At 51.4% G+C, this 22,622-nt stretch carries 22 protein-coding genes; 17 read left to right on the plus strand and 5 right to left on the minus strand.

All coding sequences use genetic code 11. From position 1 onward, the window contains the following. The 7 genes from livM (at window position 1) to CRO57_RS08670 (ending at window position 6,643) form a co-directional block, all read left to right on the plus strand. Entirely contained in the window at window positions 1-1,299 is a 1,299-nt protein-coding gene (gene livM / locus CRO57_RS08640) for a high-affinity branched-chain amino acid ABC transporter permease LivM (protein WP_097152857.1), read from the plus strand. Further along, entirely contained in the window at window positions 1,296-2,153 is an 858-nt protein-coding gene (locus CRO57_RS08645) for an ABC transporter ATP-binding protein (protein ID WP_097152858.1), read from the plus strand. Before livM ends, CRO57_RS08645 begins: the two co-directional genes overlap by 4 nt. Beyond that, on the plus strand, window positions 2,150-2,875 hold the full coding sequence (locus CRO57_RS08650; RefSeq protein WP_097152859.1) for an ABC transporter ATP-binding protein: 726 nt from the start codon (window positions 2,150-2,152) through the stop codon (window positions 2,873-2,875). The genes CRO57_RS08645 and CRO57_RS08650 overlap by 4 nt, the downstream gene beginning before the upstream one ends. Before the next feature lie 13 nt (window positions 2,876-2,888). Continuing rightward, window positions 2,889-3,233: a DUF6867 family protein gene (locus tag CRO57_RS08655; protein WP_097152860.1), complete on the plus strand. Its 345-nt coding sequence runs from the start codon at window positions 2,889-2,891 to the stop codon at window positions 3,231-3,233. A 230-nt stretch (window positions 3,234-3,463) separates the two neighbouring features. After that, on the plus strand, window positions 3,464-4,573 hold the full coding sequence (locus CRO57_RS08660; protein WP_097152861.1) for a branched-chain amino acid ABC transporter substrate-binding protein: 1,110 nt from the start codon (window positions 3,464-3,466) through the stop codon (window positions 4,571-4,573). 115 nt (window positions 4,574-4,688) lie between these two features. After that, window positions 4,689-5,633 (plus strand): DMT family transporter, encoded by a 945-nt coding sequence (locus CRO57_RS08665; protein WP_097152862.1) that lies wholly within the window; start codon window positions 4,689-4,691, stop codon window positions 5,631-5,633. 2 nt (window positions 5,634-5,635) lie between these two features. Continuing rightward, window positions 5,636-6,643: a P1 family peptidase gene (locus CRO57_RS08670; protein ID WP_097152863.1), complete on the plus strand. Its 1,008-nt coding sequence runs from the start codon at window positions 5,636-5,638 to the stop codon at window positions 6,641-6,643. A gap of 26 nt (window positions 6,644-6,669) precedes the next feature. Here the strand turns inward: CRO57_RS08670 and CRO57_RS08675 are convergent, their stop codons facing one another. Continuing rightward, window positions 6,670-10,155, minus strand: a complete 3,486-nt coding sequence (locus CRO57_RS08675; protein ID WP_097152864.1) for an indolepyruvate ferredoxin oxidoreductase family protein — start codon at window positions 10,153-10,155, stop codon at window positions 6,670-6,672. Window positions 10,156-10,371: 216 nt separating this feature from the next. Between CRO57_RS08675 and CRO57_RS08680 the strand changes: the two genes are divergently transcribed. Next, a complete protein-coding gene (locus CRO57_RS08680) occupies window positions 10,372-10,848 on the plus strand; it encodes an Lrp/AsnC family transcriptional regulator (RefSeq protein ID WP_097152865.1) in 477 nt (158 codons plus the stop codon). Window positions 10,849-10,850: 2 nt separating this feature from the next. Here the strand turns inward: CRO57_RS08680 and CRO57_RS08685 are convergent, their stop codons facing one another. After that, window positions 10,851-12,089 (minus strand): NAD(P)/FAD-dependent oxidoreductase, encoded by a 1,239-nt coding sequence (locus CRO57_RS08685; protein ID WP_244580038.1) that lies wholly within the window; start codon window positions 12,087-12,089, stop codon window positions 10,851-10,853. Window positions 12,090-12,243: 154 nt separating this feature from the next. Between CRO57_RS08685 and CRO57_RS08690 the strand changes: the two genes are divergently transcribed. The 4 genes from CRO57_RS08690 (at window position 12,244) to CRO57_RS08705 (ending at window position 16,026) form a co-directional block, all read left to right on the plus strand. After that, entirely contained in the window at window positions 12,244-13,200 is a 957-nt protein-coding gene (locus CRO57_RS08690; protein WP_097152866.1) for a sodium:proton symporter, read from the plus strand. Window positions 13,201-13,350: 150 nt separating this feature from the next. After that, a complete protein-coding gene (gene rpe / locus CRO57_RS08695) occupies window positions 13,351-14,028 on the plus strand; it encodes a ribulose-phosphate 3-epimerase (RefSeq protein ID WP_097152867.1) in 678 nt (225 codons plus the stop codon). Between the two features lie 70 nt (window positions 14,029-14,098). Next, window positions 14,099-15,427 carry an adenylosuccinate lyase gene (gene purB / locus CRO57_RS08700; RefSeq protein ID WP_097152868.1) on the plus strand — a complete coding sequence of 443 codons (1,329 nt, stop codon included), beginning with the start codon at window positions 14,099-14,101 and terminating at the stop codon, window positions 15,425-15,427. A 44-nt stretch (window positions 15,428-15,471) separates the two neighbouring features. Beyond that, a complete protein-coding gene (locus tag CRO57_RS08705; RefSeq protein WP_097152869.1) occupies window positions 15,472-16,026 on the plus strand; it encodes an RBBP9/YdeN family alpha/beta hydrolase in 555 nt (184 codons plus the stop codon). Window positions 16,027-16,152: 126 nt separating this feature from the next. On the opposite strand, the gene CRO57_RS08710 is transcribed toward CRO57_RS08705, so the two are convergent. From CRO57_RS08710 to CRO57_RS08720, 3 genes are all read right to left on the minus strand, one after another. After that, window positions 16,153-16,377 carry a hypothetical protein gene (locus CRO57_RS08710; RefSeq protein ID WP_097152870.1) on the minus strand — a complete coding sequence of 75 codons (225 nt, stop codon included), beginning with the start codon at window positions 16,375-16,377 and terminating at the stop codon, window positions 16,153-16,155. A 175-nt stretch (window positions 16,378-16,552) separates the two neighbouring features. Next, window positions 16,553-17,326, minus strand: a complete 774-nt coding sequence (locus CRO57_RS08715; RefSeq protein ID WP_097152871.1) for an HpcH/HpaI aldolase family protein — start codon at window positions 17,324-17,326, stop codon at window positions 16,553-16,555. 126 nt (window positions 17,327-17,452) lie between these two features. Continuing rightward, on the minus strand, window positions 17,453-17,776 hold the full coding sequence (locus CRO57_RS08720; RefSeq protein WP_097152872.1) for a DUF1476 domain-containing protein: 324 nt from the start codon (window positions 17,774-17,776) through the stop codon (window positions 17,453-17,455). Window positions 17,777-18,303: 527 nt separating this feature from the next. Here CRO57_RS08720 and purC point away from each other — a divergent pair. From purC to purL, 5 genes are all read left to right on the plus strand, one after another. Next, window positions 18,304-19,068, plus strand: coding sequence for a phosphoribosylaminoimidazolesuccinocarboxamide synthase (gene purC, locus CRO57_RS08725; RefSeq protein ID WP_097152873.1), 765 nt, complete (start codon window positions 18,304-18,306; stop codon window positions 19,066-19,068). Window positions 19,069-19,175: 107 nt separating this feature from the next. Then, the gene (gene purS / locus CRO57_RS08730) at window positions 19,176-19,415 is read left to right on the plus strand and encodes a phosphoribosylformylglycinamidine synthase subunit PurS (protein WP_097152874.1); all 240 of its coding nucleotides are present in this window, start codon (window positions 19,176-19,178) and stop codon (window positions 19,413-19,415) included. 25 nt (window positions 19,416-19,440) lie between these two features. Next, complete coding sequence (locus CRO57_RS24735; protein WP_170955869.1) at window positions 19,441-19,605, plus strand: phosphoribosylformylglycinamidine synthase-associated small membrane protein; 165 nt, start codon at window positions 19,441-19,443, stop codon at window positions 19,603-19,605. A 53-nt stretch (window positions 19,606-19,658) separates the two neighbouring features. Beyond that, the gene (purQ, locus tag CRO57_RS08735) at window positions 19,659-20,348 is read left to right on the plus strand and encodes a phosphoribosylformylglycinamidine synthase subunit PurQ (RefSeq protein WP_097152875.1); all 690 of its coding nucleotides are present in this window, start codon (window positions 19,659-19,661) and stop codon (window positions 20,346-20,348) included. Beyond that, the gene (purL, locus tag CRO57_RS08740; RefSeq protein ID WP_097152876.1) at window positions 20,345-22,549 is read left to right on the plus strand and encodes a phosphoribosylformylglycinamidine synthase subunit PurL; all 2,205 of its coding nucleotides are present in this window, start codon (window positions 20,345-20,347) and stop codon (window positions 22,547-22,549) included. Before purQ ends, purL begins: the two co-directional genes overlap by 4 nt. The last annotated feature ends 73 nt before the right edge of the window (window positions 22,550-22,622 follow it).

Here is a 22,622-nt window from a genome sequence, read left to right on the forward strand (position 1 = left end):
ATGTCAGCCACCTCGAATAGCAGAGTGGGCACTGCATTAAAAGATGCAGGCCTAGCTGCGGTGGTCGCCATTGCGCTGTTTAGCGTATTGGTTGGCCTCAAAACAAAAACCGCTCAGGGCGGTCTACAAATCGAAGGCCAGTGGATGCTTGTCCTCTGGCTGGTGATCGGCACTTTCATCGGACGCTTCCTGATGGGCATGTTCATCTGGCAGGGCGAGAATGTTCTGGCAGATGCGGCCAAATCAATCACCCCAAATCAGGCAACCCTGAGCAAGATCGGCTCCTTCATTGGGCCAGCTCTTCTGGTTTTCGCCATTACCCTGCCCTTCATGCCTTATGGTGATCGCTATATCATTGATCTGGGCATTCTTGTTCTGACCTATATCATGCTGGGCTGGGGCCTGAATATTGTGGTCGGTCTGGCCGGTCTTCTTGATCTGGGTTATGTGGCTTTCTATGCAGTTGGGGCCTACTCTTATGCATTGTTGGCCCACTACTTTGATTTGTCCTTCTGGGTTTGTTTGCCGCTTGCCGGTATTCTGGCCGCCTTCTGGGGTATCATCCTTGGTTTCCCTGTCCTGCGCCTGCGCGGTGACTATTTGGCCATTGTGACCTTGGCATTCGGTGAGATCATCCGTGTCGTTCTGCTGAACTGGTATGAATTCACTGGTGGTCCTGACGGCATTTCCCGCATCCCTCGTCCATCTTTCTTTGGCTTGGAATTCAAGCGCCGTGACGGCTTTGCAGACTTTTTCGGACTGGATTATTCATCCCTTCATAAGGTGATTTTTCTGTTCTATCTCATTCTGATCCTTGCCCTCATCACCAACTTCATCACCATGCGCCTGCGCCGTCTACCAATAGGACGGGCTTGGGAAGCACTGCGTGAAGATGAAATTGCCTGCCGGTCCCTCGGCATCAACACCACCAATACCAAACTCACAGCCTTTTCACTCGGCGCGATGTTTGGTGGGTTTGCCGGTGCTTTCTTTGCCACCCGTCAGGGTTTCATCTCTCCGGAGAGTTTCACCTTCATCGAATCCGCCATCATTCTGGCGATCGTTGTTCTAGGCGGTCTTGGCTCTCAGCTTGGCGTTGTCATCGCCTCCATCGTGATGATTGGGGGCTTCGAGGTCTTCCGTGATCTGGAAGAACTGCGCATGCTGGTCTTTGGCCTGTTGATGGTTGTCATCATGATCTGGAAGCCACGCGGCCTTGTCTCCAGCCGTGAACCATCCGTTTATCTTAAAGAAAAGAAAGCGGTTTCGGCCGATCTGGTTGCGGAGGGCGAAGGATGACATCCTGGAAAGACAATCCAATCCTGACCGTAGAACATCTGACCATGAGGTTTGGTGGTCTGGTTGCGGTCAACGACCTCTCCTTCGAAGTCGGCCGTGGTGATATCACTGCGCTCATCGGCCCGAACGGTGCAGGCAAAACCACCGTATTTAACTGCGTGACTGGCTTCTACAAGCCAACTGAGGGTCGCGTCACCATGAAACAGGCAGCCGGCGAGGAGTTTCTTCTCGAGCGCATCCCTGATTTCGAAATCGCACAGCATGCCAAGGTTGCGCGTACTTTCCAGAATATCCGCCTCTTTGGTGGCATGACCGTTCTGGAAAATCTGATGGTAGCCCAACACAACAAGTTGATGAAGGATTCCTCCTTCACCATCGGTGGAATTCTTGGCTTGGCAGGGTTCCGCAATTCGGAAAAAGACAGCATCGAGAAAGCCAAAGCATGGCTGGAACGTATCGATCTGATTGATCGGGCTGACGATCCAGCCGCTGATCTGCCTTATGGTGACCAACGCCGTCTTGAGATCGCTCGCGCCATGTGCACCAATCCGGAGCTTCTATGTCTGGATGAGCCTGCTGCTGGTCTGAATCCGAAAGAAACTCTGGAACTGAATGGCCTGCTTCGTTCAATTCGAGAGCTGGATGATACATCTGTTCTGCTGATCGAGCACGACATGTCCATGGTTATGGAAATTTCCGACCATGTTGTTGTGCTGGATTACGGTGAGAAAATCTCCGATGGCGACGCCAACTTTGTTCAAAACGATCCGCATGTGATTGCAGCCTATCTTGGCGTTGACGACGACGAAGTCGATAGTGTGGAAGAAGAAGTCCATATGGAGCATCATCCATGACACAGCCACTGTTGAGCCTTCGCGGCGTTAAAACCTATTACGGCAAGATTGTTGCACTTCGTGGCATCGACATCGATGTCAATGAAGGCGAGATCGTAACCATCATCGGTGCAAATGGTGCTGGCAAGTCCACCACCATGATGACCGTTTGCGGCGTTACTCGTGCTCGTGAAGGGACTATCATGTATAACGGTGAGGATATCACCGATATGCCAACACACCAGATCGCCCATAAAGCCATTGCCCAATCCCCCGAAGGTCGTCGGATCTTTGGGCGCATGACAGTGATGGAAAATCTGCAGATGGGTGCAGCTGTCATCAATTACGAACATATTGATGAAGACCTTCGTATGGTATTTGACCTTTTCCCAATTCTGGAAAAGCGTCAGAGCCAACGTGGTGGCACTCTGTCCGGTGGCGAGCAACAAATGCTGGCCATTGCCCGTGCTTTGATGTCACGCCCCAAACTGCTGATGTTGGACGAACCATCCCTTGGTTTGGCACCCTTGGTGGTCAAGCAGATCTTCGAGGTGGTCAAGGAGCTGAATGAACAGCAGGGCCTCACCGTTTTCCTGGTGGAGCAAAATGCCTATCACGCACTTAAGCTGGCCCATCGCGGTTATGTTATGATCAATGGTGAAATCACCCTTTCCGGTCCCGGCAAGGAACTTCTGGAAAATCCGGAAGTCCAGGCCGCGTATCTGGAAGGTGGACGGCACTAGGAGGATCTTTGTTATGTCACTACTTTGGGAAAACTCCCTCCTCGCCTTTTTACTGGTCACAATTCTGGTGGGCGGCGGCGCCGCCTGGATGGCTGGTCGGGGGATCGCCCTGACTTGGCGTCCAACCAACCAGATTGTCCTTTATATGATTCTGTTGGCCGCCTTCGTGCGCTTCCTTCATTTCGCTCTATTTGAAGGCACGCTGCTCAGCCTGCATTTCTATCTGGTTGATCTGGCTGCAATGTTGATCATCTGTTTTCTGGGGCATCGCTATACGCGCACCCTTCAGATGACCAGCCAATATCACTGGCTATATGAAAAAACCTCGGCTTTCAGCTGGCGCGAAAGAAGCGCCTGAGCTGTTACCCTACGTCATCTTGGAGGGCAATAATTTGCCCTCCATCATATCAGCCAAAAGGATGAGGCATAAGTTATCCTCATTAACGGTTGAATCAAAATTGGGATTGAAACTTTTGAGTTTTTAAGCCCTAATAACGACAAACCAAAGATGGTTTGCAAACCACACCAGAGATTGATGCGGATCCGTTCGCATCAAGAACCAAAATAATATCTCATGGGAGAGATTTGATGAAAAAAGCACTTTTGGCGGGCGTTGCCCTGGCTTCCACTATTGCTCTGACCCCGGCTGCATTTGCTGACATCGTGATTGGCACCGCAGGTCCAATGACCGGTCAGTACGCGTCCTTTGGTCAACAGATGAAAGCTGGTGCCGAGATGGCTGTTGCTGACATCAATGCTGCAGGTGGCATCAACGGCGAAATGCTGAAGCTGGAAGTAGGCGATGACGCTTGCGATCCTAAGCAGGCTGTAGCTGTTGCCAACCAGATGGTTGGTAAAGGCGCTGTCTTCATGGCTGGTCACTTCTGCTCTGGTTCTTCCATTCCAGCATCCGCTGTATATGCTGACGAAGAAGTCGTGCAGATCACTCCGGCATCCACCAACCCTAAATTCACCGATGAGCGCCCAAACAAAGATGGCGGCACCTATCGTGTTTGTGGTCGTGATGACCAGCAGGGCTTGGTTGCAGGTAAATTCCTGACCGACAATTATGCAGGCAAGAACATTGCTTTTGTTCATGACAAAACCGCTTACGGTAAAGGCCTCGCCGACGCTACATTGGGTGCATATAAAGCCAATGGCGGCAAAGAGACCCTTTATGAAGCCTATACAGCTGGTGAAAAAGACTACACCGCCCTGGTTTCCAAGCTGAAGCAGAACAAAGTCGACGTTCTCTATGTTGGTGGTTACCACACCGAAGCAGGTCTGATGGTTCGCCAGATGCGTGAGCAAGGCATGGACACCAAGCTGATCTCCGGTGATGCGCTTGTGACTGACGAATATTGGTCAATCACTGGTGCGGCTGGCGAAGGCACTCTGATGACCTTCTCCCCGGATCCACGTAAGAACCCTGACGCTGCTCCACTGGTTGCAAAATTCCGTGAAAAAGGCATTGAGCCAGAAGGTTATGTTCTCTACACCTATGCAGCAATTCAGGCTTGGGTTGACGCTGTTAAAGGTGCAGGTTCCACCGACTACGAAGCTGTTAACGGTGCTCTGAACAAAGGTGAGTTCAAGACTGTTCTTGGTACTCTGTCATTCGACGACAAAGGCGATGTGACTCTGCCAGGTTATGTTTTCTACGAGTGGAAAGACGGCAAGTATGACTACCTGAACTAGGACTTCAAGGTCTTAGACCGAATCCCTAGTAGAAAGCCCCGGTGTCTCACATCGGGGCTTTCTTTTTGCGCACGTCAATGGCACTGTGTCGCGTCCCTTCCGAAGAGCAATTCCTATGCGCGCCTATCTTGCCATAATCTTCGCCATGATCATGGTCGGTGGAAACATTCCCCTCGGCAAATTGATCACCGAAACCATTCCGCCCACTTCTTTTGCCATGCTGCGTTTCATCAGTTCCAGTCTGGTTCTGATTCCACTTGCCATGATGGAGCTCGGTGATCTTCAGAGCCTGCGTCGACTGAATGTCCGCCAATGGTTTGAAATCACCTGCTTGTCGCTGTTCGGTGCTGTACTCTTCACCACTTTCATGCTGGTCGGCGTTCAATATACCCCGGCGATCAATGCAGGTATCATCAGCTCTTCCTTGCCCGCTGTTATCGCGGTGCTTAGCTTCCTTATCCTGCGCGAATATATCTCTGCCCGTACAGCTGGTTCCATCACGCTCGCGATGCTCGGCATTGCTATCCTCAATCTGTCTGATCCTTCAGGTCACGTTTCATCCGCAGCAGCAACGTCCAGTCAAAGCGCCATCTGGTTCGGAAACAGCCTCATCTTTGCTGCCATCTGTTCTGAAGCATTGTTCGCAGTTCTTTCTCGTCGCTATGCGGCTATCATTCCGGTCTGGACCTTGTCGCTGCTGGTGCATGCCTTGGCGATCCCTCTGACAATCCCTCTCCTAGTGATGATGGATGATGGGTTGCAGCTTCCCAGCGCCTCAATCTGCTTCTGGACCATCGCAGGCTATTATATTTTGTCAGCATCCCTGCTCAGCTTCTATTTCTGGTGTTACGGCATAAGATTGATCCCAGCCTCTACAGCAGGCATCTTCACAGCATTGGTTCCCGTAACGTCTCTACTCATCGCTGTTCTTGCATTGAACGAAACTCTAAGCTGGCTCCAAGTGGCAGGCCTTTCCTTCATTTTCCTATCGCTTTGGCTTGGGCTATCATCCAAACGCCGCCCGGCAACCAATTCCAACCCATCCGTTCAAGAGAGTTGATCATGAAGAATTTCATCACAGATATTGAAGGCTTGAGTGTCGGTAATGCTTCAGATGAGAATCTTAAATCAGGCTGCACCGTTCTACTCTGTGATGAGCCCATGGTCGCATCTTGCTCAATTCTTGGCGGTGCACCAGGAACACGAGATACGGAACTGCTCAACCCTGACCAGACCGTAGAGGCCATTGACGGTCTGGTTCTCTCTGGCGGTTCCGCTTTTGGATTGGATGCTGCTGGCGGAGTTCAAGGCTGGCTTCGTAAACAGGGGCGTGGTTTTGCCATAGGCCCTGTCCGCGTACCCATTGTCCCCGGAGCAATCATTTTTGATCTCATCAATGGTGGCGACAAGAACTGGGATCGACAGTCTCCTTATTGGGAGATGGGCTGGAAAGCCGCTGAAAACGCTTCCATGGAGTTCAAACTGGGTAGTCATGGTGCAGGAACAGGTGCCCTTACCGCAGGGCTAAAAGGTGGCCTTGGATCTGCCTCTTTCACCACTCTTGATGGCATCACCATTGGCGCTTTGGTCGTGGTCAACGCGCTTGGCCAAGCCACAATGGGTGATGGAAAGCACTTCTGGGCTGCTCCTTTTGAGCAGCACGGCGAGTTCGGTGGACTTGGTCTTCCCTCTTCCATGCCTGCAAATGTGGATTTACCCAAAACCAAAATGGATGCGATAAGAGCAGGTGAAGCCGGACAGAATGCCAATACCACAATTGCCGTCATTGCCACCGATGCCATCCTGACCAAGGCACAGGCCAAGAGATTGTCCATCATGGCGCATGATGGCTTCACCCGTGCACTCTGGCCATCTCATACACCCTATGATGGGGATCTGATCTTTGCTCTCTCCAGCGGCAAAAAAGCGTTGCCAGAGCGCGAAGACGCATTCGTCTCGTTGGGCGCCTATGCAGCCAACACAATGGCTCGTGCTATTGCGCGTGGGGTATTCGAGGCCACCTCAGCGCCGAACGATATGTTCCCAACCTGGCAGGAACGCTTCGGTTAAAATAATGCCTTAAATAGCAAAAGCCGCTATTCAGCAGCTTCCTTGATAGGAGCACCATCACTCCCATCTTTCAGTTCGGCCAACAATGCCTCGCGTCGGGATGCCGCTTTGACCATGTTGGCAACCTTGGTGGGACCAAACCCTTTGATCTGAGCAGGCAACAGTGCCAGCCCTGTCAGTTCTGATGCATTGTCAGCTGAAAGGTTGGCACAAATCCAATCCAGATCAGAGCGATAGGTCTTGATCCAGCCACGCTCGGCACGACGCTCTGCACTATAACCAAAGATATCAAATGGAGTACCACGTAGGCTTTTTAGTCTGGTCAGAAAGCCAAAGGCTTTGAACATCCAGCCACCGAAAGCTCTCTTCTTCGGATTGCCAGTTTTCGTATCGACGCCCGGCAACATTGGCGGTGCCAGCTCCAATCTCAGGCTTTCATGATTGGAGAAACGCGCTTCCAGCCCTTCCATAAAGCAAGAATCTGTATAAAGCCGTGCCACCTCATACTCATCTTTATAAGCCATCAAGCGATAAAGCTGCGTCACAGTTGCCTCCGTCAGAGATCCAATCTTGCCACATGCAGCTTCCTCGGCAAAACTGATCTTTTCGATCATCGTCAAATAACGTTTGGCATAGCGTTTGCTCTGATAGCCAGCGAGATCATCTGCAAAGAAGTCACGCTTTTCCTGCCAATTTCGCTCCTTGATTTCCTTCTTGGCGGGCAGCAACGCTTCAATACGATCAGACTGGTCAGCCAACGCGCGGCCGATATAGAAAGCACGGATGTTATTCTCGACAGCTGCTTTATTCAGCGTAATGGCTTGTTCGAGTGCTGTTTCGGAGATCGGCAGCAGCCCTTTTTGCCACGCCATGCCCACCAAAATCATATTGGTGAAGATGGCATCTCCCAGCAACCCTTCCGAAACGCGTGCAACATCAGAGAATGTTGCATCAAGCGCCGCCTCTCCAATCAATTTTTGCAACCGCATCTCATCGAAGGACAAAGCTTGTTTGAGCACAAATTCTGCGGTCGGCACGACCGCCGAATTGCAGACCGCATGGGTTCGCTCAAGGCTCATCATGGACAGATTTTCCTGAGTGCCCGCGACGAGCATGTCACTGGCGACAATCAAATCCATGGATGCCACAGGAATACGCGGTCCATTGATAGGATTGCTTCCTTTGGCAAGACGCAAATGTGAGGTCACCGCCCCACCCTTTTGTGCGATACCTGTCATGTCGACGGTGGAAGCATTGTTCCCATCAATATGGGCTGCCATCGCCAAAACTGCGGCAACCGTGGTCACGCCCATGCCACCGACGCCAGCAACAAGAATATTGACGGTCTCATCCCCTATTTCAATGGAAGGAATGGACAATCCATCGACCAGATCCTCGATATTCAAGGCACTTGCATCGGCTTTGCGAAGCTCGGCCCCTTCTACCCGCACAAAGCTCGGGCAGAAGCCCTTGGAGCAAGTAAAATCGAGATTACAACTGGACTGGTTCACGGCTCGTTTGGTGCCAAAATCCGTTTCCAACGGCTCAATCGACAGACAATTGGATTGAACGGAACAATCCCCGCAAGCCTCACAAACACGCTCATTGATAAACAGACGATAGTCCGGGGTCTCATATTTGCCCCGCTTACGACGACGGCGCTTCTCTGCCGCACAAGTCTGATCGTAAATCAGCACTGATACGTCCTCATACTCCATGAGTTCTTTCTCGATACGAACCAACTCATCGCGATGATAGACGGGCACGCCTTCAGCCAAGCCAACATCTTTGGTGTAAAGATGTGGTCGTTCCGAGACGATCACGACCTTCTTCACCCCTTCCGCTTTCATCTGATGGGTGATCTTGGGAACCGTCAAAACGCCGTCTACCGCCTGACCACCTGTCATGGCAACGGCATCATTGTAAAGAATCTTGTAGGTCATCTGCACTTTGGCAGCGACGGCCTGACGAATGGCCATATACCCGGAATGGAAATAAGTGCCATCCCCCAGATTGGCAAAGACATGTTTGTCTTTTTCAAAGGCGTGCATGCCGACCCATTGAATGCCTTCACCACCCATCATACTCATGGAATCGGTAATGCGCCCTGTGGCCTCAGTCAAAGAATGACAGCCAATTCCCGCCATTACCCGGGCATTTTCAGGCACAACAGTCGAGCTGGAGTGCGGACAACCGGAACAAAAATAAGGAATACGAGCTGCCGCGCTGGCATTGCTCTGACTATAAGCCATTTGCAGCGCGAGCCGATCTGCTACCGAGCGAAACTCATCTGTCATCACCTCATCTGGCAACATCTTTAGGATTGCAGGCACCAGTTCAAAAGAAGTGATCTCTTTGACGGAAGCAAGAAAATGCTCACCTTGAGGTGTAACCTTGCCCCAGATTGGTGGTCGCTCATCTGCGTCCCACAGATAGGCCATTTCCTTGATCTGAGGCTCCATGATGGCACGCTTATGCTCCACCACAAACAAACGCTCAACACCAGAAGCAAACTCTCGAATGCCCATCGGCTCCAACGGCCAGGAGACGGACACCTTGAAAACGCCAATACCCATCTCTACTGCGCGTTCATGGCTGATACCAAGCAACTGAAACGCCTGCAGCAAATCGCGATAGGCCTTACCGGCAACAACAAAGCCGATCTGCGGCTTGTCTGACCCAAAGGTTACCCGGTTCAGGCGATTAAGGCGGATATACTCCTTGGCAGCCGGGATACGCAGCTCTCGCAATGTGATCTCGTGATCAAGCCGTCCTTTGAGCTCCATCAGGCGGTTCATCTCCCCTTTCAGACGAGGATCAAACTCATCCTCAGGGCGTAAGAATTGCAATCGGTCTGGCGAGACATCCACCATCGCGGAAGCATCCATCATATCCGCCAGCGCAATCATCCCGGTCCAGACACCAGCAAAGCGTGAAAGCTCGAAGGCGTGCAAGCCAAGATCCAGGACATCCTGAATATCACAGGGATTGAAGACCGGAGCTTCCACATCAATGAAAGCCATCTCGCTCTGGCATACGACAGTTGAAGATTTTGCCAACGGATCATCGCCAGCTACAGCCAGCACGCCACCCAATGCGGAGGTGCCGAAAAAATTTGCATGACGGAAGGCATCGCAAGAACGATCGACCCCGGGTGCCTTGCCATACCAAATGCCCAGGACACCATCAAAATCGCTACCCGAACCTGCAAGACCCGATTTCTGAGTACCCCATACGGCAGTTGCCGCCAATTCCTCATTCACACCCGGAACGAACTTTATATCGTGATCATTCAGATAGGATTGTGCCAGGTTCAGTTGATTATCGTATGTCCCCAGGGGCGATCCACGATAGCCCGAGATAAATCCACCGGTGTGAGAACCCTTCTGGCGGTCCAGACGGATGCGATCCAATGGTAGGCGCACCAGTGCTTGAATGCCGGTTATATAAACGCGCCCGGTCTCCTGTTCATATTTATCATTCAAAGAGATAGGCAACATATGGGCAGTCATGATTGGTCCTCGCGTAGGTCTTCTGCGGGATTTTACCGATTTCAAGGTCGGTGGAAAGGAGAGATTTGTCTGGTCACGAAAACTGGCAGGTTTCGTCTGAAATCCGAATGAGATCAAACGTTTGTTTCAATATAATGATCAATTTAACCGAAATAATATATATACAGACCCCTGCTTTTTTTGTAGTTTTCAAACAAAATCTTCCTGTGAGACACAATTATGGAAAAATTTACACTCGATTCCGGGGATATTCGCATCCTCAAGGTCTTGCAAAAAGACGCCTCTCTCTCAATTGCCGAGATCGCCAAACAGGCAGGAATGTCTCAAACACCCTGCTGGCGGCGAATCAAAAAGCTTAAGGAACAGGGCATCCTGCGCCAGATCACAGCTGTGGTAGACAGAGAAGCAGTCGGTCTTGGATTTGTCTCCTATGCCTTCGTCAAACTGACCGTTCCCAGCCGAAAAAATATGGAAGAGTTTGACCGACTGATGCGTATCTGGCCAGAAGTGGTCACCTGTGAACGCATCACCGGCGCGGTGGATTATCTGGTCAAAGTAGTGACAGAAGACATCAAAAGCTATGACAATTTCTTATGCTACAAACTGCTCAATTCCGAGCTGGTATCAGATGTTCAAAGCAGAATTGTCGTCTCGACCGTGAAGGAAACCGTCGCACTTCCTTTGAACGAATAGCCCTAGAATCTTGCTGCTGAATATGGAACCGGATCAATCTGCGGAACTTGATCCATAATCAGATCTGCCATCAGGCGCCCCAGAACGGGTCCGCTGGAAAAGCCAATATGACCATGGCCAAAGTTGAAGTACAAACCATTGTGATCTCCTGATGCATCAACAATCGGCAAGGCATCGGGAAAACAGGGACGCGCACCACGCCAGGGTTTTTCTTCAACCGATTCTCCCAACGGGAACAATTTCCGAGCAAAAGATAACGCAGCATCCAATTGCCCCCAATTTTTGGGACTGTCACGATGGGCAAATTCAATTCCCGTTGTAAGACGAATGCCATCTTCCATCGGGGTCATCACGAAGCCCAGTACCTCATCCACCACCGGCCTGTACAATGTTGCATTTCCCTGTGGTTGAAAATGCTGATGATATCCTCGTTTGACAGCCAGTGGAAAGCGATAGCCCAATGGCTCAAGCAGATCAGAGCTCCAAGGGCCCAAGGCCACCACCACGCGCGAGGAGCTGATCACTCCCTTTTCGCACTGAACCTGCCAATAATCTCCCTCTCTGGCTAAACTCCGCGCATCTCCGACAACAAAGTCCCCACCTTTGGCAGCAAACAGTTTGGCATATTGCTTTGTGACACGCTGGGGAGATGAGACAGAAACAGCCTCTTTCCAAAAAATCGCCCTTGCGTCATCAGCGGGGGTAAGAAACGGCTCCAATTCCAAAATGCCCTGTCTATCCACAACATCAAAGTTCACACCAAATTCTTTGGCATAGGCCAGACACGGATCAGCACTTCTTATCGTCTCATCAGAATAGACATGCAACCAGCCGGTTTCGCGAAAGGCCTCCTCTATTCCTGCTTCTGCCGCAATCAGAGCGTGCTCATCTGCAGACTTTTTTCGAATCGGCTCAACTCCTCGTGCAAAAATCTCAATCCCTTGAGGATTCGACAAACGCCAAAGACGATAGAGCCATGGAGCCAATTTAGGCAGGAATTTGGGATCATAGCGCATGGCGATTTCCTGATTGGCCGCATATTTGGCCAGAGCGCCAAGACTTGATGGGATGGTGATTGGTACATGACTATCCCGCTCGATCACCCCCGCATTGCCATGGGACGTCTCCTCGCCAGCAGGCCTGCGATCCAACAGTGCTACCTTCAATCCTCGCATCTGCAAATGAAGAGCCGAACAAACCCCAACCATGCCCGCACCCAACACGATCACATCATAGCGCATCAGCTCCCCCTTCATTTTTCCAAAATTTCCGCTAAGGTGCCCGAACGGGCCAGGAAATGACCGACATGTAAAGTTGCAACCAAGCACCTACCCACCACCGCAACGATCAGTCAGCTCGATCAGCTTAACTACATCCGGCAGACAAACGCAAACAATGACTATACTCAATATATTGATTTATCCCCTTCGTCGTGCAGGGGAACATGGCGCTCTGGCTCTCGCACTAAGCTTGTTGATCGGCTTGGCTTTCCCGGCTCTTGCAGCCTATGTCAAACCGCACCTGCGTGAAATCATCATATTGCTGCTGGTTTCCTCTTTCTTGCGCGTGGAACCGGATGCTCTTCGTCAGGTCACCCGAAGACCTTTGATGATCATCTTGGGCACCATATGGCTTTTGATCGCCATGCCCTTCATCCTGTTTGGCCTTTTTATCGCGCTGGGTTTGCCACAAAGCCATCCTGATCTAATCGTCATTTTATTGCTCACGGTCACCGCACCTCCAGTGATGTCTGCACCTGCCATGGCCTATGTCCTTGGCCTGAATGGGGCCATATCTCTATCGGTCATGATATTGAGCATGCTATGTGTCCCCATCACAGCGCCAATCATTACCGATTGGCTCATGCCTGGCCTCTTGCCAATCTCCGCTCTTCAGTTAAGCGGTCAACTGGCCATCATTCTGATGGGAAGCTGGATAACAGCCCAGATCCTGAAGATTTTCCTGACTCAATCACATCTGACTCGATACAAGACCGAAATTGATGGTCTTAATGTATTTCTATTATTCTTCTTTGCAGTTTCCCTGATGGACGATGTGGGCGATCACTTCATCACCCAGCCTGTTTTTGCCCTTCTGATGACCATGGCAACTTTCGTTCTGGCATTTTTTCAAATCGGCATCACCATGCTGGCTTTTGCTCCCTTTGGATCAGAAAAGGCTTGGCCCCTGGCATTATCAGTTGGCAATCGTAATATGGGCATGATGGTGGTGGCAATAGGCAGCCAGATGCCAGACGCATCCTGGCTCTGGTTCGCTTTGGGTCAATTTCCAATCTATATGTTGCCGTTGATTTTGACACCAATTCTCGCTCCGAAGCGCAGGCGCGGATAAAAATGCGGTCAACAACGATGTAATGACTGCCAAAAACAGAGCAAGAGCAAAGAATCTGCACACATTCAGCCCTGCCCCATTGCCCTATCTGCCCACAATATGCTACCGCGAGCGCAATCTTCCCACAGACAAACAAGGACTGGACAGACCATGGCGCGGCCTATCAAAATCGCCCCTTCTATCCTCGCCTCCGACTTCGCCCGTTTCGGCGAAGAAGTGAAAGCCATCGACGAAGCCGGTTGTGACTGGATCCATGTCGATGTCATGGATGGCCATTTTGTTCCGAACATCTCCTTTGGCCCACAAGTCGTCAAAGCAATTCGCCCTTATACCAGCAAGTTCATCGACACTCATCTGATGATTTCCCCGGTCGATCTGTATCTGGAAGACTTCGCTACCGCTGGCTCCGATCTGATTACGGTACATGCGGAAGCAGGCCCACATCTGGACCGCTCTTTGCAGGCCATCAAGGCACTGGGCAAAAAGTCCGGTGTGTCTCTGAATCCTGGCACCCATGAAAGCGTCATCGAATACGTGCTCGACAAAGTCGACATGGTTCTGCTGATGAGCGTGAATCCAGGTTTTGGTGGCCAGAAGTTCCTGCCATCCGTCATCGAGAAAACCCGCCGAGTGGTTGAGATGATCGGTGACCGTGATATCGATATCCAAATCGATGGTGGCGTAACTGTTGAGACCGCACCATTGGTCGCCGAAGCTGGTGCCAACATTCTGGTTGCAGGCTCTGCTGTCTTCAAAGGTGGCTCGATCGAATCCTATGCCGAAAATATTGCCATGATCCGCGAAGCTGCGGAAAAAGCGCAAAAGTAAGCAAACATCTCAATAGGAGGCGTTTTGGGCGCCTCCCTCATTTTGTTCCTTTTACAAAAAAGGCCTTCACATGATTCCTCGTTATTCCCGCGATCAGATGGTCGACATCTGGTCTCCAGAATCCAAATTCCGCATCTGGTTTGAGATCGAAGCCCATGCCTGTGATGCACTGGCCGAGCTTGGCGTTATTCCGAAAGAAGCAGCCAAAACCATCTGGGAAAAAGGCGGTAATGCGACCTTCGATATTGACCGCATCGACGAAATCGAGCGTGAAACCAAGCACGATGTGATTGCCTTCCTCACCCATCTGGCCGAGATCGTTGGTCCGGACGCTCGCTTTGTGCATCAGGGTATGACTTCCTCTGACGTTCTGGATACCTGCTTCAACGTTCAGTTGGTTCGTGCTGCTGATCTGCTGTTGGAAGACATGGACGCCCTGCTGGCGGCTATCAAGCGCCGCGCCATGGAACATAAAGACACTGTCTGCATCGGCCGTTCCCACGGCATTCATGCCGAGCCAGTGACCTTTGGCCTGAAAATGGCTGAAGCCTATGCTGAGTTCGACCGTTGTAAGAAGCGCTTGATTGACGCCCGTGAAGAAATCGCAACTTGTGCCATTTCCGGCGCTGTTGGCACTTTCGCCAATATCGATCCAAGCGTAGAAGAGCATGTGGCAAACGCTCTTGGCCTGAAGGCTGAACCGGTATCCACCCAGGTGATCCCTCGTGACCGTCATGCCATGTTCTTCGCAACCCTTGGTGTGATCGCATCTTCCATTGAGCGCGTCGCCACCGAAGTGCGTCACCTGCAGCGTACCGAAGTGCTGGAAGCAGAAGAATTCTTCTCCAAGGGCCAGAAAGGCTCTTCTGCAATGCCTCACAAGCGCAATCCAGTGCTGACCGAAAACCTGACCGGTCTGGCCCGTATCGTGCGCGGCTTCTCCATTCCGGCCATGGAAAATGTGGCCCTGTGGCACGAGCGTGATATCTCTCATTCTTCCGTTGAGCGCATGATCGGTCCGGACGCAACTGTCACCCTCGATTTCGCTCTGGTTCGTCTGACCGGCGTGATCGACAAGCTGATGGTTTACCCAGAGCGCATGATGGGCAACATGGATCGCCTTGGTGGTCTGGTTCATTCCCAGCGTATTCTACTGGCTCTTACCCAGGCTGGCTCTTCTCGTGAAGATGCCTACCGTCTGGTTCAGCGCAACGCCATGAAGGTATGGGACAGCTATCAGGTTTCCGGTTCTGCTGGTGTCGACTTCCTGACCGAGTTGCTCGGCGATGAAGACGTTCGCAATTATCTGTCAGAAGAAGAGATCCGCGATCGCTTCGATCTGGGCTACCATACCAAAAATGTTGATGTGATCTTCAAGCGTGTGTTCGGCGAAGCCTAAGCCTTCTCACAACAACCACTTGAACAAACGAAAAAGGTGATCGCATGAAAGCGTCTGAAGCAGACATTTTCATCATTCCGGGGCTGGATAATTCTGGCCCCGGTCACTGGCAAACGCGCTGGGAAGATAAAATCAAGTCGGCGCGCCGGATCGAGCAGACCGATTGGTCCAAGCCAGAACCGGAAAGCTGGGTCAGCACCATCATTCAGGAAGTGGAAAAGGCCAAGCGCCCTGCCGTCTTGGTTGCTCACTCACTGGGGGTGGTCGCTGCAGTCAAAGCTGCCCACGCAATCAGACCAGGCATCGTCAAAGGCGCTTATCTGGTCGGCATGCCCAATGTTGAGAGCGACGACCATGTGCCAGCAACCTTGCGCAGCTTTGCTCCTATCCCGGATGTGAAGCTTCCCTTCCCATCCATTCTGGTTGCGTCCAGAACCGATCCTTACTGCCACTACGATTTTGCAGCCGACTTTGGTGAGAAATGGGGATCTTTGGTGGTTGACTCAGGCGAGAGCGGCCATATGAACGAGCAAAGCGGCCATGGCCCATGGCCGGAAGGTCTCATGACCTTTGCCAAGTTCATTGCCAAATTATCCTGATCATTCCTCGGACAAGAAACGCAAAATCAAAATATGAAAAAGCCAGAGGCCTTTACAGGCCTCTGGCTTTTGCTTGCTAGACTAGGCGATAGATCAACCGATATATCACCTACCTCAGATAAAACCTCAAGCGGCAGCATGAGGGCCTTTGGTTTTTGCCATCATGTTATTGATCTTACCGGCAACAAACCAGGAAACTGGAAGCGCCAACACGGCACCACCAATGACAAAAGCCAGAAACTGCTTGTAGTCAAAGTCAAGGGTACCGGCCATGGTCAAAGGAACTAGAGCAAAAATTCCCGCCAAGGTTGGAGCAATGATAATGTAAAAAATTGCTGTCAGTTTCAGCATTTAATTTCTCCCGCAGCAAAGACAGGCACCCCTCTTGGTGCCTCCCATAGGGTCTGGTCACTAGCCACAGAATGTGGCCAAACACCCTTAATTGCGTTGATAGAAATCAATTCAGCCTGCGGCAAGTTGGCACAATCGCATGAAATTTGCGAATAATTGTAAGTATCTGCAACAATTATGCCGACAATTCAGACCATAATGCAGAAATTCCGGTTTTCAGATAAGCAGAATCAGCTCCAACTGAAATCAACCGATAGCCATAACCGGCAAAGCGTTTGGCATGGTACGCAGTCGGAGAATAAATGCCGGCAATCTTGCCTGCTGCCTTGGCACGTGCAGCCACATCACGATAGATCACATTGGCCGCCTCATTGTCCAAATCGACCTTCTCACCTTTCAGAAGCGTAAGTGACATATCCGCGGGGCCCACAAAGATCCCATCAATGCCATCAACTGCCAGAATATCATCCAGATTGTCCAGCGCTTGCATGGTTTCCACCATTGCAAAAGCCAAGCAATGCATGTTGGCATCTCGCACATAATCGGCACTATTATTATCAATGCCTAGAAGCTCACAAGCACGCATAGGGCCATAGGAACGCTCACCTATCGGCGGAAACTTCACCGCATTCACCAAAGATTGCGCATCTTCACGGCCATTGATCATTGGGGCAATAATCGCAAGAGCTCCGAAATCCAATGCCCGACTGGCCATTGCAAAATCTCCAACCGGAATGCGCAGAATCGCAGGTTTTCCCACCATCGTCACAGCACTTGCCATCTGACGGGCCTGCTCGAAGCCAATGCCGCCATGCTGCATATCGATGATCACGGCCCCGAAATCCGAGCGAGCAACCATCTCTGCCATTTGCCCATTCCCAATGCTGCACCAACCGGAATAAAGCTGTTCGCCCTCCATGAAGGCATCTGACAAAGCTGACAGTTTCATTTTCGCATTCCTCCCCGCATTGACTTGACTTTTTAGTTCTTGCGGAAGCAGACCTGCAAAAACAAAAAAAGGCCAGCGAAAAATCGCCGACCTTCGAAATCATCCAAGAGTTTGAGGAGATTCCTCTTAGCCTTCCTTGGAGATCTGTTCCAGAGCAGTGCTCATCAAGTCGCTCATCGTGCGGCGGATCTGATGCTCTGACTGATCAACATTGCCTTCTTTGAAGTCGCCTTCAATTTTGCGATAAACATCTTCATCGCCTGGCTCTTCAAAATCAGAACGCACGACAGCTTTGGCATATTCTTCAGCTTTTTCGCCTTCAAAGCCCAGTTTCTCAGCAGCCCACAAACCCAACAATTTATTGCGGCGTGCAGTCGCTTTGAAACGCAATTCCTCATCATGCGCAAACTTGGCTTCAAATGCTTCTTCACGCTTGTCGAAGGTTGTCATGAAACTTCTCCTCGGTCCGGCCGCAGCCTGATAGTATCCTTGTCACTTTCACATATATGATCTGAACCATAAAAGGCAATAAAAGCTTACTCGATTTCCCTCGAACTTTGGTTATCCCGGCTCAATTATGCTCAGTCTGAACGCTAACTGCGAGTATAAAGCTGAAAGCGGTGTGAAACCAGCTTGCCAAAAGGGTGAAAACAGTCTTGCGTCCACATTTACCGACCAGCACAAATGGCACTGATGCCTTTTTGCTCACACACAATCATTTGTCTCAAAAAAACTCTGCTTTCAGACCATTCTGCGATTGTGAATCTGCCAAAGATTCGCTAAGCAGCACGCAAACCGGTACCCTTAAGAGATATGATACGGATCAGAGGTCCCATTTGAGCTATTCATCGCACAAGCGTGCAGTTTATGCTCTTGCGGATAGCTCAAGGTGATTCTCATCACATCTCTTTTGATGCGAACCACAGCACATCCATCCCTGCTCTCAAATGAGGGCCTCTAACGAACGGTACTCACAGATGAATCGTCGTCGTCGGATCTATGAAGGCAAAGCCAAAATTCTTTACGAGGGTCCAGAGCCAGGAACCCTGATTGCTCACTTCAAGGATGATGCCACTGCCTTCAACAACAAGAAGCATGAGATTGTTGATGGCAAAGGAGTGCTGAACAACCGCATCTCCGAATATATCTTTGAAAATCTGAACGCCATCGGTATCCAGACCCATTTCATCAAACGCATGAATATGCGCGAACAGTTGATCAAAGAGTGTGAGATCATCCCTCTTGAGATTATCGTACGCAATGTTGCAGCAGGCTCCATTGCAAAGCGTCTTGGACTGGACGAAGGCACTCAGTTGCCACGTTCCATCATCGAGTTCTGCTACAAGAATGACGCACTCGACGATCCAATGGTGTCCGAAGAACATATCACCGCCTTTGGTTGGGCCTCTCCGCAGGAAATCGACGACATCATGGCTCTGGCCATCCGTATTAATGATTTCCTCACTGGCATGTTCCGCGCTGTCGGTATTCGCCTTGTAGACTTCAAGATCGAATGTGGCCGTTATTTCGAAGGCGACACCATGCGTGTCATCCTCGCCGATGAAATTTCGCCAGACAGCTGTCGCTTATGGGATATTGATTCCAACGACAAGCTCGACAAAGATCGCTTCAGACAGGAAATGGGCGGCATGCTCGAGGCCTATCAGGAAGTGGCCACTCGTCTGGGCATCCACAATATCAATACCGAACACAAGGGCACTGGCCCGGTTCTGGTAAAATAACACCGACCAGGCAGGAGCTTCTCCTGCCTTTCCCTTTTGTCCTCTTGGATGTGTTTTAGGCAGGCCCACATCATCCTGCCATGACAAGAGAAACAGGATAGCGACCAATGAAAGCTCGTATCACCGTCACTTTGAAAAACGGCGTTCTGGATCCGCAAGGAAAAGCAATTGAAGGCGCTCTCGGCGCTCTGGGTTTTGACGGCGTCAACGATGTGCGTCAGGGCAAGGTCATCGATATCGAGCTGGCTGAAAGCGACAAAGCTAGCGCAGAAGGCAAACTGAACGACATGTGCGAGAAGCTGCTGGCCAACACCGTGATTGAGAATTACCACATCGATATTCTCTAAAGCTGCGAACAAGCAGGACCGACCAATGAGCGATCAAACCTCAGGGGCAACTCCGGAAAGATCCCCGGAAAAACCTTATGATCAACAAGAAGAGACCGCCAAAGCCATCCGCTTCATGCTGATCAAGGCGGCCATCTTCATTCTGATTCCGGTGATCGCATCCATTCTGGCCATTGTCTTCCTTCTTTAACCCCGCATTGCTGACCGGCGCTTGCCGCTCCCCTTTCTCTGGATGAGGCTGATATGAAAACGTCAATCCTAGTATTCCCCGGCACCAACCGTGAGCATGACATGGCCGCTGCCGTGCGCTCCGTTTCAGGTGACGAGCCAGCAATGGTCTGGCATACAGAAACCGAAATTCCAAAATCCGATCTGATCATCGTTCCTGGCGGTTTCTCTTACGGCGACTATCTTCGTTCCGGTGCCATTGCTGCCCGCTCGCCAGTGGTCAAGGATTTGCTGGCCAAGGCTGCGGCTGGTGCCAAGATTCTTGGCGTTTGCAACGGCTTCCAGATCCTGACGGAAACCGGCATCCTGCCCGGCGCCTTGATGCGCAATGCTGGCCTCAATTTCATCTGCAAGAAAACCCATCTGCGCGTCGAAAATAACGAGACCGACTTCACTTGGGCATATGAGGAAGGCCAGACCATCCTCTGCCCTGTTGCGCATCATGACGGCAACTATTTCGCCGATGATGAGACCCTGAAAATGCTGGAAGGCGATGGCCGTGTTCTCTTCCGCTATTCCGACGAGAATGGTGAAGTGACCCCGCAAGCCAATATCAACGGCTCTCGCAACAACATTGCAGGCATCATGAATGCCCGCGGCACCATTTTGGGTATGATGCCTCATCCCGAAAACCTGATTGAAGATTTGCATGGTGGCCTTGACGGCCGTGGCCTGTTTGAAAGCCTGTTGGAGAAGGTGGCATGATCCCGAACGAAATCCAGATCACCCCGGAACTGATCGCAGAACATGGCCTCAGCCCTGATGAATATGAGCGAATTCTTGAGCTGATTGGTCGTGAGCCAACCATCACCGAACTCGGCATTTTCTCCGCCATGTGGAACGAGCATTGTTCTTACAAATCTTCCAAGAAATGGCTCCGCACCCTGCCGACCAAAGGTCCTCGCGTTCTGCAAGGCCCTGGTGAGAATGCCGGTGTTGTCGATATTGATGATGGTCAGGCAATTGTCTTCAAGATGGAAAGCCACAACCATCCGTCTTACATCGAGCCTTATCAAGGGGCTGCCACAGGTGTTGGCGGCATTCTGCGTGACGTTTTCACCATGGGTGCCCGTCCGGTTGCTGCCATGAATGCCCTGCGCTTTGGCCAGCCAGAACATGAGCGTACCCGTCACATAGTATCCGGCGTTGTCGCAGGTGTAGGCGGCTATGGAAACTGCTTCGGCGTCCCTACCGTTGGCGGTGAAGTCAACTTCCACCCATCATACAACGGTAACTGCCTGGTCAACGCATTCGCTGCTGGTCTTGCCGATTCCGACAAAATCTTCCTGTCTGAAGCCAAAGGTGTCGGCATGCCGGTTGTCTATCTTGGCGCAAAAACCGGTCGTGACGGTGTTGGTGGAGCCACCATGGCCTCTGCCGAATTCGATGACGACTCCGAGGAAAAGCGTCCTACCGTTCAGGTTGGCGACCCATTCTCTGAAAAGCGTCTGATGGAAGCCACCCTGGAGCTAATGAAGACCGGTGCGGTAATTGCCATTCAGGATATGGGGGCAGCTGGCCTCACCTGTTCTGCGGTTGAAATGGGCGCAAAAGGCAATCTCGGCGTCGATCTGGACCTGAACAAAGTTCCATGCCGCGAAGAGAACATGTCGCCTTACGAGATGATGCTATCCGAGTCTCAAGAGCGTATGCTGATGGTTTTGCATCCTGAAAAGCGTGAAGCTGCTGAAGCAGTCTTCCGCAAATGGGAGCTGGACTTTGCAGAAGTCGGAACAACAACCGACAATCTGCGTTTCCGCATCTATCACAATGGCCAGGAAGTCGCGAACCTGCCGATCAAGGAACTGGGCGACGAAGCACCAGAATATGATCGTCCATGGGTCGAGACGCCAAAGCTGGCCCAAATCGACAATGCATCCGTTGAAGCGCCGGCCAACCTGCTGGATAGCCTTCATCAGATGGTTGCCATGCCTGATCTTGCTTCCCGCCGCTGGGTGTGGGAGCAATATGACACCATGATTCAGGGCAACACCAAACAACGTCCGGGTGGCGATGCTGGTGTGATCCGCGTGGATGGCAGCGAAACCAAAGGCCTTGCCTTCTCCGTGGATGTAACTCCACGCTATTGTAAGGCAGAGCCTATTGAAGGCGGCAAGCAGGCAGTAGCCGAATGCTGGCGTAACCTCAATGCAGTTGGCGCCGAACCTCTGGCAACCACCGATAACCTGAACTTCGGTAATCCTGAAAAGCCGGAAATCATGGGCCAGTTCGTTGGCTGTATCAAAGGCATCGGCGAAGCCTGCGAAGCACTGGATATGCCAATCGTCTCCGGTAACGTCTCTCTCTATAACGAGACCTCTGGCGAAGCCATTCTGCCAACTCCTGCGATCGGCGCAGTTGGCCTCTTGCCAGACGTCATGGTCTCTGTAGGAAATGGTTTTGTTGAAGAAGGCAATGTGGTCCTTCTGATCGGCGAGCAAGGTTCCGAGATGGGCCAGAGCCTTTACTTGCGTGACATTCTTGGTCGTGAAGAAGGTGCACCTCCCCCGGTTGATCTAAGCTTGGAGAAGCGTCACGGCGACTTTGTGCGCAATCAGATCCGTGCTGGTGCGATCAATGCAGCTCACGATCTCTCAGACGGTGGTCTGGGTGTTTCAGTTGCCGAGATGGCCATGAAATCCGGTCTGGGCGCGGATATTGAACTCCCTGCTGAGAATGCCCATATTGCATTCTATGCGGAGGATCAGGCCCGCTATCTCGTGACATGCGCTGCTGACAAGGCTGAAGCCCTGCTCGGTGAAGCTGAAAAAGCCGGTGTTCCAGCGTCAAAACTCGGCTTTGTTACTGGCAAGGATCTAAAAGTCGTGGGTCATGGCAGCATTTCCGTTGCAAAATTGCGCTCCGCACATGAAGATTGGTTCCCGAACTATATGAGCCAATCTTAAGGGCCAGCCCTCTCCTAAAGGGGCGCTTGCCCTGAAAGATTGACAATTTCGGCCAGCCTCGGTTGCTGGCCGA

The organism is Cohaesibacter gelatinilyticus (assembly GCF_900215605.1).
Classification (GTDB): Bacteria; Pseudomonadota; Alphaproteobacteria; order Rhizobiales; family Cohaesibacteraceae; genus Cohaesibacter; species Cohaesibacter gelatinilyticus.

Excerpts from the sequence above, each read along its gene's own strand:
- livM (WP_097152857.1), top strand. The coding sequence starts at position 1 with ATGTCAGCCACCTCGAATAGCAGAGTGGGCACTGCATTAAAAGATGCA.
- CRO57_RS08645 (WP_097152858.1), top strand. The coding sequence starts at position 1,296 with ATGACATCCTGGAAAGACAATCCAATCCTGACCGTAGAACATCTGACC.
- CRO57_RS08650 (WP_097152859.1), top strand. The coding sequence starts at position 2,150 with ATGACACAGCCACTGTTGAGCCTTCGCGGCGTTAAAACCTATTACGGC.
- CRO57_RS08655 (WP_097152860.1), top strand. The coding sequence starts at position 2,889 with ATGTCACTACTTTGGGAAAACTCCCTCCTCGCCTTTTTACTGGTCACA.
- CRO57_RS08660 (WP_097152861.1), top strand. The coding sequence starts at position 3,464 with ATGAAAAAAGCACTTTTGGCGGGCGTTGCCCTGGCTTCCACTATTGCT.
- CRO57_RS08665 (WP_097152862.1), top strand. The coding sequence starts at position 4,689 with ATGCGCGCCTATCTTGCCATAATCTTCGCCATGATCATGGTCGGTGGA.
- CRO57_RS08670 (WP_097152863.1), top strand. The coding sequence starts at position 5,636 with ATGAAGAATTTCATCACAGATATTGAAGGCTTGAGTGTCGGTAATGCT.
- CRO57_RS08675 (WP_097152864.1), bottom strand. The coding sequence starts at position 10,155 with ATGACTGCCCATATGTTGCCTATCTCTTTGAATGATAAATATGAACAG.
- CRO57_RS08685 (WP_244580038.1), bottom strand. The coding sequence starts at position 12,089 with ATGCGCTATGATGTGATCGTGTTGGGTGCGGGCATGGTTGGGGTTTGT.
- CRO57_RS08690 (WP_097152866.1), top strand. The coding sequence starts at position 12,244 with ATGACTATACTCAATATATTGATTTATCCCCTTCGTCGTGCAGGGGAA.
- rpe (WP_097152867.1), top strand. The coding sequence starts at position 13,351 with ATGGCGCGGCCTATCAAAATCGCCCCTTCTATCCTCGCCTCCGACTTC.
- purB (WP_097152868.1), top strand. The coding sequence starts at position 14,099 with ATGATTCCTCGTTATTCCCGCGATCAGATGGTCGACATCTGGTCTCCA.
- CRO57_RS08705 (WP_097152869.1), top strand. The coding sequence starts at position 15,472 with ATGAAAGCGTCTGAAGCAGACATTTTCATCATTCCGGGGCTGGATAAT.
- CRO57_RS08710 (WP_097152870.1), bottom strand. The coding sequence starts at position 16,377 with ATGCTGAAACTGACAGCAATTTTTTACATTATCATTGCTCCAACCTTG.
- CRO57_RS08715 (WP_097152871.1), bottom strand. The coding sequence starts at position 17,326 with ATGAAACTGTCAGCTTTGTCAGATGCCTTCATGGAGGGCGAACAGCTT.
- CRO57_RS08720 (WP_097152872.1), bottom strand. The coding sequence starts at position 17,776 with ATGACAACCTTCGACAAGCGTGAAGAAGCATTTGAAGCCAAGTTTGCG.
- purC (WP_097152873.1), top strand. The coding sequence starts at position 18,304 with ATGAATCGTCGTCGTCGGATCTATGAAGGCAAAGCCAAAATTCTTTAC.
- purS (WP_097152874.1), top strand. The coding sequence starts at position 19,176 with ATGAAAGCTCGTATCACCGTCACTTTGAAAAACGGCGTTCTGGATCCG.
- CRO57_RS24735 (WP_170955869.1), top strand. The coding sequence starts at position 19,441 with ATGAGCGATCAAACCTCAGGGGCAACTCCGGAAAGATCCCCGGAAAAA.
- purQ (WP_097152875.1), top strand. The coding sequence starts at position 19,659 with ATGAAAACGTCAATCCTAGTATTCCCCGGCACCAACCGTGAGCATGAC.
- purL (WP_097152876.1), top strand. The coding sequence starts at position 20,345 with ATGATCCCGAACGAAATCCAGATCACCCCGGAACTGATCGCAGAACAT.